A 13,715-nucleotide genomic window follows, 5' to 3' on the forward strand; every position below is an offset into this window, starting at 1 on the left:
CGGGCAAGCCCGCTCCTACATGAATCTGCACACTCCCAAAGACTGAAGAGCAGGATTGAACCTGCCGCAAAGGTGGTCGCATGGCTGTCCCCGATGATCGCGTTGCCAACACATCCATGATCGAAAGGCGTTCGATCGATTACATCCCTGACGGGGAAAGACATGGTCGTCTGTTCAGTCAATTCACCCTGTGGCTCGGCGCCAACCTGCAGATCACCGCGATTGTTACCGGGGCCTTGGCCGTGGTGCTGGGCGGCGATGTGTTCTGGTCGCTGATCGGCCTGCTGATCGGCCAACTGTTGGGCGGCGGCGTCATGGCGCTGCACGCGGCACAAGGTCCGAAACTGGGCTTGCCGCAAATGATCTCCAGCCGCGTGCAATTCGGCGTGTATGGAGCAGTGATTCCGTTAGTGCTGGTGTGCCTGATGTACATCGGCTTTTCGGCCAGTGGTTCGGTGCTCGCCGGGCAAGCGGTGGCGCAGTTGATCCACGTCGAAGACTGGAAAGGCATCGTGATCTTCGCCGCACTGATCGTGGTCGCAACCATCTTCGGCTATCGGGCCATTCACGTGATCGGTCGGGTGGCGAGCATCATCGGCGTGATCGCCTTCGTCTACCTGTTCGGCGCCCTGCTGGCAGGCAACGACGTCGGCGCGCTGTTGGCCAACAAGCACTTCTCGCTGGCCAGTTTCCTGTTGGCGATTTCGCTGTCGGCGTCGTGGCAAATTGCGTTCGGTCCTTACGTGGCCGACTACTCGCGCTACCTGCCACGCAGCACCTCGTCGGTGAAAACCTTCTGGGCTGTAGGACTGGGTTCGATCATTGGCGCACAAGCGTCGATGGTGTTTGGCGTGTTCGCGGCAGCGTTGGCTGGCAAAAGCTTTGCCCACCACGAAGTCTCGTTCATCGTCAGCCTCGGTGGTACCGGAGTTGTCGCAGCGCTGCTGTATTTCACTGTGGCGTTCGGCAAGGTGACTATCACCACGCTCAACGCTTACGGCAGCTTCATGTCGATCGCGACCATCGTCAGCGGTTTCCGTGGCAGCCGTAATATCTCCAGCGCCGTGCGTCTGACGTACATCCTGGGCATGGTCTGCATCGCCACTGGGCTGGCGTTGCTGGGCAAGGACTCGTTCCTCAAGGATTTCTCCGCGTTCATCCTGTTCCTGCTGGCGTTCTTCACGCCCTGGAGCGCGATCAACCTGGTGGACTTCTATTGCGTCACCAAAGAACGCTACGACATCCCGGCGTTGTCTGACCCCAATGGCCGTTACGGCCGCTGGAACTGGATCGGTCTGGGCGTCTACGTGTTCGGCGTATTGATCCAGATGCCGTTCATCAATACCCAGTTCTACACCGGCTCGCTGGTCGAAAGCCTGGGCGATACCGACATCTCGTGGATCATCGGCCTGGTGGTTCCGGCTGTCGTGTACTACGTGATCGCCAAGAAATGGCACAGTGCGATTCCTGATCGCCTGATTCTGCCGGTGGATACCGAAGCGACTATCACGACTGCAACTGGCGCCAAGACCCAAGCCGCAATGAACTGATGGTGCTCCAAGGCACTCGTCAGTAGGAGAAACCGTGAAGGCTGAAGCGATTCGTTATGCTGAAACGATGGTTCTGTCGTTTGATTCGTTCTACTTGAATCAAATACAGACGACCAACGTCAGCATCGAATCGCCTAAGCTGAGCGGTTTGCTAGCCGTCGCGCTATTCCTACTTGATCGAGAGCCTTTTATGTTCCCCGAAAGCTTTACTTTCTCTATCGCCGACTGGGTCAATCGGGGGGTCGATACCCTGGTAACCAACTACGGCGATGTATTCCGTCAGATCTCGGACACGCTGCTGTGGGCCATCGTCAACCTCGAAGCCCTGCTGCGTCTCATGCCCTGGTGGCTGATGCTGGCCCTTGTCGGCGCCATCGCCTGGCACGCCACGCGCAAGATTCTCACCACCCTCGTCATCGTCGGCCTACTGTTTCTGGTGGGTGCCGTTGGCCTGTGGGACAAGCTGATGCAAACCCTCGCCCTGATGTTGGTAGCGACGCTTATTTCGGTGGTGATCGGCATTCCGCTGGGGATCTTCTCCGCGCGCAGCAATCGTCTGCGTTCGGTGATGATGCCGCTGCTGGACATCATGCAAACCATGCCCAGTTTCGTGTACTTGATCCCGGTGCTGATGCTGTTCGGCCTGGGTAAGGTGCCGGCGATTTTCGCCACCGTGATCTATGCAGCGCCACCGCTGATTCGCCTGACAGACCTGGGCATTCGTCAGGTCGACGGTGAGGTGATGGAAGCGATCAACGCGTTCGGCGCCAACCGCTGGCAACAGCTGTTCGGCGTGCAACTGCCATTGGCCCTGCCCAGCATCATGGCCGGGATCAACCAGACCACGATGATGGCGCTGTCGATGGTGGTCATCGCTTCGATGATTGGCGCACGCGGGCTGGGCGAGGACGTGCTGATCGGGATTCAAACGCTCAACGTCGGACGCGGCCTGGAAGCCGGGCTCGCCATCGTGATTCTCGCGGTGGTGATCGACCGCATCACCCAGGCCTATGGCCGACCACGGCATGAGGCGAACAAATGAACGCTGAAGCCCTGAACAAAATCGAAATCAAAAACGTCTTCAAAATCTTCGGCAATCGTTCGGCGGATGCCCTGCGTTTGATCCGCGAACAAAAAACCAAAGACGAAATCCTTGCCGAAACCGGCTGCGTGATTGGAGTTAACGACCTGTCGCTGTCGATTGGCAGCGGCGAGATTTTCGTGATCATGGGCCTCTCCGGTTCAGGAAAGTCGACCTTGGTGCGTCATATCAATCGCCTGATCGACCCTACCAGCGGCGAGATTCTGGTGGATGGTGAAGACATCCTGCATTACGACATGGAAGCCCTGCGCCAATTCCGTCGACACAAGATCAGCATGGTTTTCCAGAGCTTCGGCCTGTTGCCGCACAAGACTGTGCTGGAAAACGTCGCCTACGGCCTGAAAGTCCGTGGTGAAACACCGACCTTTTGCATCGAGCGCGCCATGCACTGGATCGCCACCGTCGACCTCAAAGGCTACGAGCACAAATTCCCGCATCAGCTGTCGGGCGGCATGCGCCAGCGCGTCGGCCTCGCCCGCGCTTTGGCTGCTGACACTGACATCATTCTGATGGACGAAGCGTTCAGCGCTCTCGATCCGCTGATCCGCGCGGAGATGCAAGACCAGTTACTGGCACTGCAAGCCAGCCTGCACAAAACGATCGTATTCATCACCCACGACCTCGACGAGGCCGTGCGCATCGGCAATCGTATCGCCATCCTCAAGGACGGTCAGCTGATCCAGGTGGGTACACCCAAAGAAATCCTTTACTCGCCGGCCGACGAATACGTTGATCGTTTCGTCCAGCGGCGGGTGGCTACGTTGTAAGCGATGGACACATACCTGTAGGGATTTTCGACATTAGGCCGACGCTCAAGCGCCACAAGCGCGGGGCAAAGGGAATCAGCCCTGAGCAACGGCAGTCATCTATTAAGGAGTACCGACATGACCCAACTGAATCTGACCCCAGGCCAGCTCACCCTGAGCCAATTGCGTGCAATCTACCAACAGCCAGTGACCCTGCGCCTGGACAGCAGCGCTGCGCAACAGATCGAAGACAGCGTGGCGTGCGTCGAGCAGATCCTCGCCGAGAACCGCACCGCCTACGGCATCAACACCGGTTTCGGCCTGCTGGCGTCCACACGCATCGCCAGCGAAGACCTGGAAAATCTCCAGCGTTCGTTGGTGTTGTCCCACGCCGCCGGGGTCGGTCAGCCGATCAGCGATGAGTTGGTGCGTTTGATCATGGTGCTCAAGGTCAACAGCCTGAGCCGTGGCTTCTCCGGTATTCGCCGTAAAGTGATCGATGCCCTGATCGCGCTGATCAATGCCGAGGTCTACCCGCACATTCCGTTGAAGGGTTCGGTCGGTGCTTCCGGCGACCTCGCGCCGCTTGCGCATATGTCGTTGGTACTGTTGGGTGAAGGCAAGGCGCGTCACAAAGGCGAATGGCTGGAAGCGACTGACGCACTGGCAGTCGCCGGTCTGACACCGCTGACGCTGGCGGCGAAGGAAGGTCTGGCGCTGCTCAACGGCACCCAAGTTTCCACCGCGTTCGCGTTGCGTGGTCTGTTCGAAGGCGAAGACCTATTCGCTGCCGCACTGGCCTGTGGCGCGTTGACGGTCGAAGCCGTGCTCGGCTCCCGTGCGCCGTTCGATGCCCGCATACATGCCGCGCGTGGTCAACGCGGACAGATCGACGCGGCCGCGTGCTACCGCGATCTGCTGGGCGAAAGCAGCGCGATCTCCAACTCCCACATCGACTGCGACAAGGTGCAAGACCCGTATTCGCTGCGCTGCCAGCCGCAAGTCATGGGCGCTTGCCTGACTCAGTTGCGTCAGGCCGCAGAAGTGCTGGGCGTCGAAGCCAATGCCGTCTCCGACAACCCGCTGGTGTTCGCTGCCGAAGGCGACATCATCTCCGGCGGCAACTTCCATGCCGAACCAGTGGCGATGGCCGCCGATAACCTCGCGTTGGCGCTGGCTGAAATCGGCTCCCTCAGCGAGCGTCGTATCTCGTTAATGATGGACAAGCACATGTCGCAGCTGCCGCCCTTTTTGGTAGCCAACGGCGGCGTGAACTCCGGCTTCATGATCGCTCAGGTAACGGCCGCAGCATTGGCCAGCGAGAACAAAGCACTGGCTCACCCCCACAGCGTCGACAGCATTCCTACTTCCGCCAACCAGGAAGACCACGTTTCCATGGCCCCGGCTGCGGGCAAGCGCCTGTGGGAAATGGCTGAAAACACGCGCGGCATTCTTGCTGTCGAATGGCTGGCTGCGTGCCAGGGGCTGGACTTCCGCGAAGGCCTGAAATCCTCGCCAAAGCTGGAACAAGCCCGCACCGCCTTGCGCAGCAAAGTACCGTTCTACGATAAGGACCGTTTCTTTGCACCGGATATCGAGGCCGCCAGCCAACTGCTGGCTTCCCACACTTTGAATGCACTGCTGCCAGCGAATGTGCTGCCCAGCCTATAAACTTTTTCTTACCGACAACCTCGGAGGCCGTAGATGAAAACACTCTGGAAGCACTGCCACGTTGCAAGCATGGCGCAAGGCAATTACTCGATCATCGAGGACGCCGCCATCGTGACCTCGGGCGAGCACATAGAGTGGATCGGCCCGCAGGCTGACGTGCCTGCGGCGGACTATGCCAGCGTCGTCGATCTGGACGGCGCCTGGGTCACGCCTGGCCTGATCGATTGTCACACCCACACCGTGTTCGGTGGCAACCGCAGCGGCGAGTTCGAACAGCGCTTGAACGGCGTGAGCTATGCCGAGATCGCAGCGGCTGGCGGCGGCATCGCCAGCACCGTGCGCGCCACTCGCGCCGCCAGTGAGGACGAGCTTTTTGCCAGCGCCGAGCAACGCCTCAAGCGTTTGCTGCACGACGGCGTGACCACGGTGGAAATCAAATCCGGCTACGGCCTGGATCTGGCCAGCGAACGCAAGATCCTGCGGGTGATTCGCCGTCTCGGCACCGTACTGCCGGTCACGGTGCGCAGTACGTGTCTGGCCGCTCACGCCTTGCCGCCGGAGTTCAAAGACCGCTCCGACGACTACATCCACCACATCTGCAGCGTGATGTTGCCGGCGTTGGCGGAAGAAGGCCTGGTCGATGCCGTGGATGCGTTCTGTGAGTACCTGGCGTTCTCGCCGGCGCAGGTCGAACAGGTGTTTATCTGCGCGGGTGAGTTGGGGCTGCCGGTGAAACTGCATGCTGAACAGTTGTCGTCACTGCATGGATCAAGCTTGGCAGCGCGTTATCAGGCGCTGTCGGCGGATCACCTGGAGTTCATGACCGAGGACGACGCCATCGCCATGGGCGCTGCCGGAACCGTCGCGGTGTTGCTGCCGGGCGCGTATTACTTCCTGCGCGAAACCCAGCTGCCACCAATGGATGCGCTGCGCAAACACAAGGTCGACATCGCCATCGCTACCGACCTTAACCCCGGCACCTCGCCAGCGTTGTCGCTGCGCTTGATGCTGAACATGGCCTGCACCCTGTTCCGCATGACCCCGGAAGAAGCCTTGGCCGGGGTGACGATCAACGCCGCCAAGGCTTTGGGCCTGGGCGATACACACGGTTCGCTGGAAGTCGGCAAAGTCGCCGACTTCGTAGCATGGAAGATTGAGCGGCCAGCGGATCTGGCTTACTGGCTGGGCGGCGACCTCGATAAGCGAGTCGTGCGCCACGGCGTTGAATCACAAACTTGATGCTCTGGAGGCATTTGTGGATAAGGTTCTGAATTTTAAACGTGGTCGGGTGCCGTTGCTGATCAGCATGCCCCACGCCGGGTTGCGCCTGACTCCGGTGGTCAAGGCCGGGCTGGTCGACGCGGCGCAAAGTCTGCCGGACACGGACTGGCACATCCCGACGCTGTACGACTTCGCTGAAGAGCTGGGCGCCAGCACCTTGGCCGCTGAGTACTCGCGTTTCGTCATCGACTTGAATCGCCCGTCGGACGACAAACCGCTGTACGTCGGTGCTACCACTGGCCTGTATCCGAGCATTTTGTTCGATGGCGAGCCACTGTTCCGCGAAGGCCAGGTGCCGAGCGCCGATGAGCGCGCGACTTATCTGGAGAAAATCTGGACGCCGTACCACCAGACTTTGCAGCAAGAGTTAGCGCGCCTGCGTGACGAGTTCGGTTATGCCCTGCTGTTCGACGCGCACTCGATTCGTGGCTCGATCCCGCACCTGTTCGAAGGCCGCCTGCCGGACTTCAACCTCGGCACCTTCAACGGCGCCAGTTGCGATATCGAACTGGGGACCTTGCTGGAAGCCACTTGCGCTCAAGCCACCGATTACACCCACGTGCTCAACGGGCGTTTCAAGGGCGGTCATATCACCCGTCACTATGGTGACCCGGCCAACCACATCCACGCAGTGCAACTGGAGTTGGCGCAGAGCACGTACATGGAAGAGTTTGAGCCGTTCAACTACCGCAAGGATTTGGCCGAACCGACCCGAGTGGTGTTGAAAAACCTGCTGCAAGGGTTGATTGGTTGGGGTGAGAAGCGGTATTCGAAGTAACGCCGCCCTTCCCCTGCAGGAGCTGCCGGAGGCTGCGATAAGGTCAGAATGACCTTCATGGCATCAAGCGCGGCGACCGGTTCCCGGCCGATCGCAGCTTCCGGCAGCTCCTACAGGTCCGTGGTTATTTACGCAGCAACCGCAACCCGTTAAACACCACCAACAAACTCACGCCCATGTCGGCAAACACTGCCATCCACATGGTCGCCATGCCGGCAAAGGTCATGGCGAGGAACACCGCCTTGATCACCAGCGCCAACACAATGTTCTGCTTGAGGATCGCCGAGGTCTGACGCGACAGGCGAATAAACGCCGGGATCTTGCGCAGATCATCGTCCATCAAGGCGACATCGGCGGTTTCGATCGCGGTATCGGTCCCGGCAGCGGCCATTGCAAAACCAATCTCGGAACGGGCCAACGCTGGCGCGTCGTTAATGCCGTCGCCGACCATCCCGACCCGATGCCCTTGGGCATACAGCCCTTCAATCGCGCTGAGTTTGTCGGCCGGCAGCAGGTTGCCTTGCGCTTGATCAATCCCCACCACGTCAGCTATCGCCTTGGCGGTGTGCGGGTTGTCGCCGGTTAGCATCACGGTCTTGATGCCCAGTTCATGCAACTGATGGATCGCCTCGCGACTGCTGCCTTTGACCGTGTCGGCCACGGCAAACAGCGCCAATGGGCCCGTCGCATCAAGCAGCAACACCACGGTTTTGCCTTGGCTTTCCAGTGCTTCGAGCTTTGCTTCCAACTCCGGCGAACACAGCCCCAGTTCTTCGACAAGGCGGTGGTTGCCCAAGTGGTAGACCTGACCCGCTATCTCACCGCGAACACCCCGTCCGGCCAGTGCTTCGAAAGCTACGACCTCGTGCAACGTGGTTTGCTGCTCGACGGCATGCTTGGCGATGGCCTGCGATACTGGATGGTCGGAACGGCTGGCCAGGCTGGCGGCGATGGCCGGGGCACTATCGTTAACCGCCTTCGCCAACAAATTGGCTTCCACAGGAGTTCGGGGTTCCAGTGCCAGATAGTCGGTTTGCACCGGCTTGCCGTGGGTGATGGTCCCGGTCTTGTCCAGTGCCAGGTAGTCGAGCTTATGGCCCATCTCCAGATACACGCCGCCCTTGACCAAAATCCCTTTGCGCGCCGCTGCCGCCAGCCCGCTGACAATGGTCACCGGGGTCGAGATAACCAATGCACAAGGGCACGCGACCACCAACAACACCAGCGCGCGGTAGATCCAGTCAAACCACAACGCCCCCATGAACAGCGGCGGAATGACCGCTACGGCCAAGGCAAACAGAAACACAGCGGGCGTATAAATACGGGAAAAACTGTCGACGAAACGCTGGGTTGGCGCACGTGAACCCTGTGCCGCCTCGACCGCATGAATGATTCGCGCCAGGGTCGAATTATTCGCTGCGGCGGTGACTTTGTATTCCAACGAGCCGGCCTGGTTGATGGTGCCAGCGAAGACTTTATCGCCGACGCCCTTCTCCACCGGCAGGCTTTCCCCGGTAATCGGCGCCTGATCAATGGTTGATTGGCCGGACACCACTTCACCGTCCAGCCCAATGCGCTCGCCGGGCCTTACCCTAACGACAGCACCAATTTCGACGCTTTTAACCTCCTGTTCGACCCACACTCCATCAGCCCCGCGTACCGTGGCCAGTTCCGGCGCGAGCTGCATCAAGCCGCCAATGGCATTGCGCGCCCGATCCAGCGACTTGGCTTCGATCAGCTCAGCGATGGTGAACAGGAACATCACCATCGCGGCTTCTGGCCATTGGCCGATCAGGACGGCGCCGGTCACTGCGATGCTCATCAGCGCGTTGATATTCAGGTTGAGGTTCTTCAGGGCGATCCAGCCCTTTTTGTAGGTGGTCAGGCCGCAGCTGAGGATCGACACCAGCGCCACCAATGCGACGACCCAATTCGGGGCCAACTGAGCGAAGTGGATCACTTCTGCCGCAATCGCCGTCACGCCGGACAAGGCCAGCGGCCACCAGGGTTTGCGCACTGGTATTGACGTTGCAGCCTGCTTATCGGCAGCCCCTTCGATGGGCTCGGCGCTCATCCCCAGCGACTTGATCGCCTCGACAATCGACTCGGTGGAGAGCAGGTCATGGGTCACGCCCAGCACGCGGTTGATCAGATTGAACTCCAACTGCTTCACGCCGGCCAGCTTGCCCAGCTTGTTCTGAATCAGCGTCTGCTCTGTCGGACAATCCATCTGTTCGATACGGAAACTGCTCAGGCGTGCGCCAGACGACGGTGCACCACCGAACTGAATGATCGACGGCGCACTGGCGGACGAGCAGCAGGAATCACCGTGGTCGTGGTCATGATCGCTATGGCTGTGCTCGGCGTGGCTGTGTTCTGAGTGATCGTGTTCGGCGTGGCTCATGATTGAGTCCCAAGAAGTGCTTGTTGCCAAGTGAACACCCTGTAGCCACTATAGGGTCAAGCATCGAGACGAGATTAATCACCATGAAGATTGGCGAACTGGCGAAACAGACCGACTGTCAGGTGGAAACCATCCGCTATTACGAGCGCGAAGGGCTGTTGCCACCCCCAGCCCGTAGCGATGGCAATTACCGGGTCTACACCCAAGCGCACGTTGAACGCCTGACGTTCATCCGCAATTGCCGCAGCCTGGACATGACGCTGGAAGAAATCCGCAGCCTGCTGAGCCTGCGTGACAGCCCGCAAGACCAGTGCGAAAGCGTCAATGCACTGATCGACGAGCATATCCAGCACGTCAACGCCCGAGTGGCGAGCCTGCAGCTGTTACAAGCGCAATTGATCGAACTGCGCCAGAGCTGCACCGAAGGTACGCTCAAGCAGTGTGGGATCTTGCAGCAGTTGGAAGTCAGCGGAGCGGTGGTGGCGACAGAGAGCGAGCACTCTCATGTGGGGAGAAGTCATGGGCATTGAGCGCGGTGTGTCTTATACACCGCGTCACGCCATTCTCTGTAGGAGCGGGCTTGCCCTCGATGGCGGTGTGCCTGGCACACCGCATGGCAGCAGATCGCGGGCAAGCCCGCTCCTACAAGTTTTGCGTCACACCGCCATCGGTGCCGTCATCGCTGGGTGATGCTCATACCCTTCCAGCGTAAAATCAGACGGTTCGATCATCTCCAGCCATTCAGGCTGATACACGCCCGTTTGAGCAAACGCCGGAACCCGCTCGGAGATCACCAACTGCGGCGCAGCGAACGGCTCACGTTTGAGCTGCTCGTTAAGCATGTCCAAGTGATTCTCGTAAACGTGCGCATCGCCGATGAAATAGGTGAACCAGCGCGGCGTGTAACCAGTCAGTCGGCCGATCAGGTGCAGCAGCGCCGCGCCTTCGGTCAAGTTGAACGGCGTCCCCAGCCCCAGATCATTGGACCGGATGTACAGGGTCAGCGAGATTTCCCGGGTTTCCTGATTCGGATGGAATTGGTACAGCAGATGGCAGGGCGGCAAGGCCATTTCATCCAGCTGTGCACAGTTCCAGCCGTGGAACAGAATTCGGCGGCTGCCTGGATCTTTGATGATGGTGTCGACGCATTGACGAATCTGGTCAATGGCCTTGTACAGCACCACGTACGCCTGACCGTCTTCCTCCGACTGCGCGATCTGCCGGTAGCCCTGGCTGATGGCCAGTTCGATGGCGGCGACGTTGCCAGTGTCGATGCGCTTGTAGGCTGGCCACTTGCGCCACTGCACGCCGTAGATCTCACCCAGATCGTCTTCGCCCTTGCGGAACGGGTTGTCCAGCCACTGCGCATTTTCGTTGGCGTTCTGGTCCCAGACCTTACAGCCCAGCTCACGGAACTCCGCCGCGTTGTTCACGCCGCGCAGGAAACCGACCATTTCGCCAATGGCCGACTTGAAGGCCATACGCCGGGTAGTGATCGCCGGGAAGCCTTCCTTCAGGTCATAACGCAACATCGCACCCGGAAAACTGATGGTTTTCACGCCGGTACGGTTGGCCTGAAGGGTCCCGTTCTTGATCACATGGGCGACTAAATCCAGATATTGCTTCATAAATTACCTGCATCGATGAAAGCGCCAGACCGAAATCCGGCGTTTCAGTGCCTCTGGTTAAACCGCTGCGTTTTTGGCGGAGGGTGCGCGATGGTACGCCAGCCAGATCAACACCATGCCGCCGATGATCATCGGCAGGCTGAGAATCTGACCCATGGTGACCCAGCCCCAGGCCAGGTAACCCAACTGCGCATCCGGCACTCGGACGAATTCGACGACAAAGCGGAAAATCCCGTAAAACATGGCAAACATCCCGGAAACCGCCATGGTTGGGCGGGGTTTACGCGAGAACAGCCAAAGAATGACAAACAGTGCGACACCTTCCAGGGCGAACTGATACAGCTGCGACGGGTGACGCGGCAACTGCGCCGGGTCGCTGAATGGCGGGAAGATCATCGCCCACGGCACATCGCTAGGCTTGCCCCACAACTCGGCATTGATGAAGTTACCGATACGCCCTGCTCCCAGGCCAATCGGCACCATCGGCGCGACGAAATCCATCAGTTCGAAAAAGGTCTTGCCGTTACGTCTGCCGAACCACCAGGCCGCGACCATCACGCCGATAAAGCCGCCGTGGAAGGCCATGCCGCCTTTCCATACCTCGAAAATCAGCAGCGGATTGGCGATGTAAGCCGGCAGATCGTAGAACAACACATAACCCAGACGCCCACCGACGATCACGCCCATGGCCAGCCAAAAGATCAGGTCGGAGAGCTTTTCCTTGGTCCACGTAGGATCGAAACGATTCAAGCGGCGGGAAGCGAGCAACCAGGCACCACCAATGCCGACCAGGTACATCAAACCGTACCAGTGGATTTGCAGCGGGCCAATGGCGACCGCTACCGGATCAATCTGCGGGTAAGGCAGCATTGCAACTCCTCAATTAAAACGCCCGGTGAACGGGACTACTGAACCAGAAAGCTTATACCTACACACATCAGCAGTGTCGCGAATAAGCGTTTCAGCAAGCGTGGCGACAGCTTATGCGCCAGCCGTGCGCCGAAACGCGCAAACACCATGCTGGTCAGGGCGATGCCCAATAACGCCGGCAGGTAGATAAATCCGATGCTGTGCGCTGGCAGCAAGGGATCATGCCAGCCCAGAATCATGAAACTCAAGGCGCTGGCCACCGCGATGGGCAAACCGCACGCCGACGAGGTCGCTACCGCCTGTTGCATCGGCACGCTGCGCCAGATCAGAAACGGCACCGTCAACGATCCACCGCCGATGCCGAATATCGCCGACGCCCATCCGAGAAAGGTCCCAGCCAACGTCAAACCGACCTTGCCCGGCACGCCACGACTGGCCTTGGGCTTGAACTCCCAGAAAAGTTGAAGCGACACCAGTACCGCAAACACACCAATGATCTTTTGCAGGTGCGGACCGGCGATAGCCCTGGCAGTCAATGCGCCAAAACCGGCACCAATGAGAATACCCACGGTCATCCAGACAAAAATCGTCCAACGCACCGCGCCCAGACGGTGATGCTCGCGCACGGCGTTGACCGAGGTAAATATGATGGTCGCCAGCGAAGTACCGACCGCCAGGTGGGTCAATATCGAAGGATCGAAACCTTGCAAGGTGAAGCTATAGACCAGCACCGGGACAATAATGATCCCGCCACCCACGCCAAACAGCCCCGCCAGCACGCCAGCGCAAGCACCCAAAACCAGATAGAGCACGAATTCCATGGGTATCCCCATAATCAGTCCGGCATGTTAACGGAAGCAGCACCCTTAGCTCTAGCAGCTCGCGATAGATGTGCTCACGATCTGCGGTAGAGTGACGGAAAAAAGGAGTCCTGCATGTGCCTGATCGTCTTCGCCTGGCGCCCTGCTCATCACCAACCTTTGATCGTCGCGGCCAATCGCGATGAGTTTTACGCACGGCCTACATTGCCCCTGGCGCACTGGCCCGAAGCGTCTGGCGTGTATGCCGGTCGCGACTTGGAGGCTGGGGGGACCTGGCTCGGCGTCGGCCCGGACGGCCGCTTTGCAGCGCTGACGAATATCCGTAATCCGAATCGGCCATTGGGGCGGCGTTCTCGCGGCGAGTTGGTGTCGCATTTTTTATCTGGCGAGCAGTCGATCGAAGCCTATCTGGCCGAGGTGGTCGGTCGCTCCGATGAATACGGCGGCTTCAACTTATTGGTGGGCAACCGCGACAGCCTGTACTACCTGAATGCGGCCAACCCTGTACCGCAACGACTGGAAGAAGGCATTTACGGGGTGTCGAATGCCGGGCTGGATACCCCGTGGCCAAAACTGCTGAAGGCCAAAGCCGCGCTCACTGAGCAACTCGACAACCCACAACCCTCGGCGCTACTGACGCTATTGCACGATCCGCAAACCGCGCCGTTCGCCGAACTGCCGGATACCGGGGTTGGTCTGGCGACCGAGACCCTGCTGTCGAGCATCTTCATCGCCAGCCCCAGCTACGGCACCCGCGCCAGCAGCGCCCTGATCGTCAATGCCGACGGCAGCCGTCATTTCGTCGAGCACAGTTTTGGGCCCTATGGTGGGCATTTGGGTGAGGTGGATTTAACGATTTAGACC

12 protein-coding genes are annotated in these 13,715 nt (G+C 59.5%); 8 read left to right on the top strand and 4 right to left on the bottom strand.

The genetic code is table 11. The annotated features are described in order from the left end of the window. Positions 1-80 precede the first annotated feature (80 nt). The 6 genes from ACF0H7_RS29660 (at position 81) to hutG (ending at position 7,128) form a co-directional block, all read left to right on the top strand. Complete coding sequence (locus tag ACF0H7_RS29660) at positions 81-1,550, top strand: purine-cytosine permease family protein (RefSeq protein WP_397450346.1); 1,470 nt, start codon at positions 81-83, stop codon at positions 1,548-1,550. A gap of 190 nt (positions 1,551-1,740) precedes the next feature. Continuing rightward, the gene (locus ACF0H7_RS29665) at positions 1,741-2,592 is read left to right on the top strand and encodes an ABC transporter permease (protein ID WP_397450347.1); all 852 of its coding nucleotides are present in this window, start codon (positions 1,741-1,743) and stop codon (positions 2,590-2,592) included. Continuing rightward, on the top strand, positions 2,589-3,419 hold the full coding sequence (locus ACF0H7_RS29670) for a glycine betaine/L-proline ABC transporter ATP-binding protein (RefSeq protein WP_397450348.1): 831 nt from the start codon (positions 2,589-2,591) through the stop codon (positions 3,417-3,419). Before ACF0H7_RS29665 ends, ACF0H7_RS29670 begins: the two co-directional genes overlap by 4 nt. 117 nt (positions 3,420-3,536) lie before the next feature. Beyond that, positions 3,537-5,069, top strand: coding sequence for a histidine ammonia-lyase (gene hutH, locus ACF0H7_RS29675; protein ID WP_397450349.1), 1,533 nt, complete (start codon positions 3,537-3,539; stop codon positions 5,067-5,069). Between the two features lie 33 nt (positions 5,070-5,102). Further along, positions 5,103-6,308: an imidazolonepropionase gene (hutI, locus tag ACF0H7_RS29680; RefSeq protein WP_397450350.1), complete on the top strand. Its 1,206-nt coding sequence runs from the start codon at positions 5,103-5,105 to the stop codon at positions 6,306-6,308. A gap of 16 nt (positions 6,309-6,324) precedes the next feature. After that, positions 6,325-7,128 (top strand): N-formylglutamate deformylase, encoded by an 804-nt coding sequence (hutG, locus tag ACF0H7_RS29685; RefSeq protein WP_397450351.1) that lies wholly within the window; start codon positions 6,325-6,327, stop codon positions 7,126-7,128. 124 nt (positions 7,129-7,252) lie between these two features. Here hutG and ACF0H7_RS29690 read toward each other — a convergent pair whose 3' ends face one another. Further along, complete coding sequence (locus ACF0H7_RS29690; RefSeq protein ID WP_397450352.1) at positions 7,253-9,532, bottom strand: heavy metal translocating P-type ATPase; 2,280 nt, start codon at positions 9,530-9,532, stop codon at positions 7,253-7,255. Between the two features lie 83 nt (positions 9,533-9,615). Between ACF0H7_RS29690 and cadR the strand changes: the two genes are divergently transcribed. Further along, a complete protein-coding gene (cadR, locus tag ACF0H7_RS29695; RefSeq protein WP_397450353.1) occupies positions 9,616-10,062 on the top strand; it encodes a Cd(II)/Pb(II)-responsive transcriptional regulator in 447 nt (148 codons plus the stop codon). Between the two features lie 126 nt (positions 10,063-10,188). Here the strand turns inward: cadR and ACF0H7_RS29700 are convergent, their stop codons facing one another. Genes ACF0H7_RS29700 through ACF0H7_RS29710 form a run of 3 tightly spaced genes read right to left on the bottom strand, consistent with a single transcriptional unit; the run spans position 10,189 to position 12,851 of the window. After that, positions 10,189-11,160: a thymidylate synthase gene (locus ACF0H7_RS29700; RefSeq protein ID WP_397450354.1), complete on the bottom strand. Its 972-nt coding sequence runs from the start codon at positions 11,158-11,160 to the stop codon at positions 10,189-10,191. Between the two features lie 57 nt (positions 11,161-11,217). Continuing rightward, complete coding sequence (lgt, locus tag ACF0H7_RS29705) at positions 11,218-12,030, bottom strand: prolipoprotein diacylglyceryl transferase (RefSeq protein WP_397450355.1); 813 nt, start codon at positions 12,028-12,030, stop codon at positions 11,218-11,220. 35 nt (positions 12,031-12,065) lie between these two features. Further along, the gene (locus ACF0H7_RS29710; protein ID WP_397450356.1) at positions 12,066-12,851 is read right to left on the bottom strand and encodes a sulfite exporter TauE/SafE family protein; all 786 of its coding nucleotides are present in this window, start codon (positions 12,849-12,851) and stop codon (positions 12,066-12,068) included. Between the two features lie 114 nt (positions 12,852-12,965). Between ACF0H7_RS29710 and ACF0H7_RS29715 the strand changes: the two genes are divergently transcribed. Then, positions 12,966-13,712, top strand: a complete 747-nt coding sequence (locus ACF0H7_RS29715) for an NRDE family protein (RefSeq protein WP_397450357.1) — start codon at positions 12,966-12,968, stop codon at positions 13,710-13,712. The last annotated feature ends 3 nt before the right edge of the window (positions 13,713-13,715 follow it).

Source organism: Pseudomonas sp. NA-150 (genome assembly GCF_044336365.1).
In the GTDB taxonomy this organism is placed as follows: Bacteria; Pseudomonadota; Gammaproteobacteria; order Pseudomonadales; family Pseudomonadaceae; genus Aquipseudomonas.

Excerpts from the sequence above, each read along its gene's own strand:
- ACF0H7_RS29660 (WP_397450346.1), top strand. The coding sequence starts at position 81 with ATGGCTGTCCCCGATGATCGCGTTGCCAACACATCCATGATCGAAAGG.
- ACF0H7_RS29665 (WP_397450347.1), top strand. The coding sequence starts at position 1,741 with ATGTTCCCCGAAAGCTTTACTTTCTCTATCGCCGACTGGGTCAATCGG.
- ACF0H7_RS29670 (WP_397450348.1), top strand. The coding sequence starts at position 2,589 with ATGAACGCTGAAGCCCTGAACAAAATCGAAATCAAAAACGTCTTCAAA.
- hutH (WP_397450349.1), top strand. The coding sequence starts at position 3,537 with ATGACCCAACTGAATCTGACCCCAGGCCAGCTCACCCTGAGCCAATTG.
- hutI (WP_397450350.1), top strand. The coding sequence starts at position 5,103 with ATGAAAACACTCTGGAAGCACTGCCACGTTGCAAGCATGGCGCAAGGC.
- ACF0H7_RS29690 (WP_397450352.1), bottom strand. The coding sequence starts at position 9,532 with ATGAGCCACGCCGAACACGATCACTCAGAACACAGCCACGCCGAGCAC.
- cadR (WP_397450353.1), top strand. The coding sequence starts at position 9,616 with ATGAAGATTGGCGAACTGGCGAAACAGACCGACTGTCAGGTGGAAACC.
- ACF0H7_RS29700 (WP_397450354.1), bottom strand. The coding sequence starts at position 11,160 with ATGAAGCAATATCTGGATTTAGTCGCCCATGTGATCAAGAACGGGACC.
- lgt (WP_397450355.1), bottom strand. The coding sequence starts at position 12,030 with ATGCTGCCTTACCCGCAGATTGATCCGGTAGCGGTCGCCATTGGCCCG.
- ACF0H7_RS29710 (WP_397450356.1), bottom strand. The coding sequence starts at position 12,851 with ATGGAATTCGTGCTCTATCTGGTTTTGGGTGCTTGCGCTGGCGTGCTG.
- ACF0H7_RS29715 (WP_397450357.1), top strand. The coding sequence starts at position 12,966 with ATGTGCCTGATCGTCTTCGCCTGGCGCCCTGCTCATCACCAACCTTTG.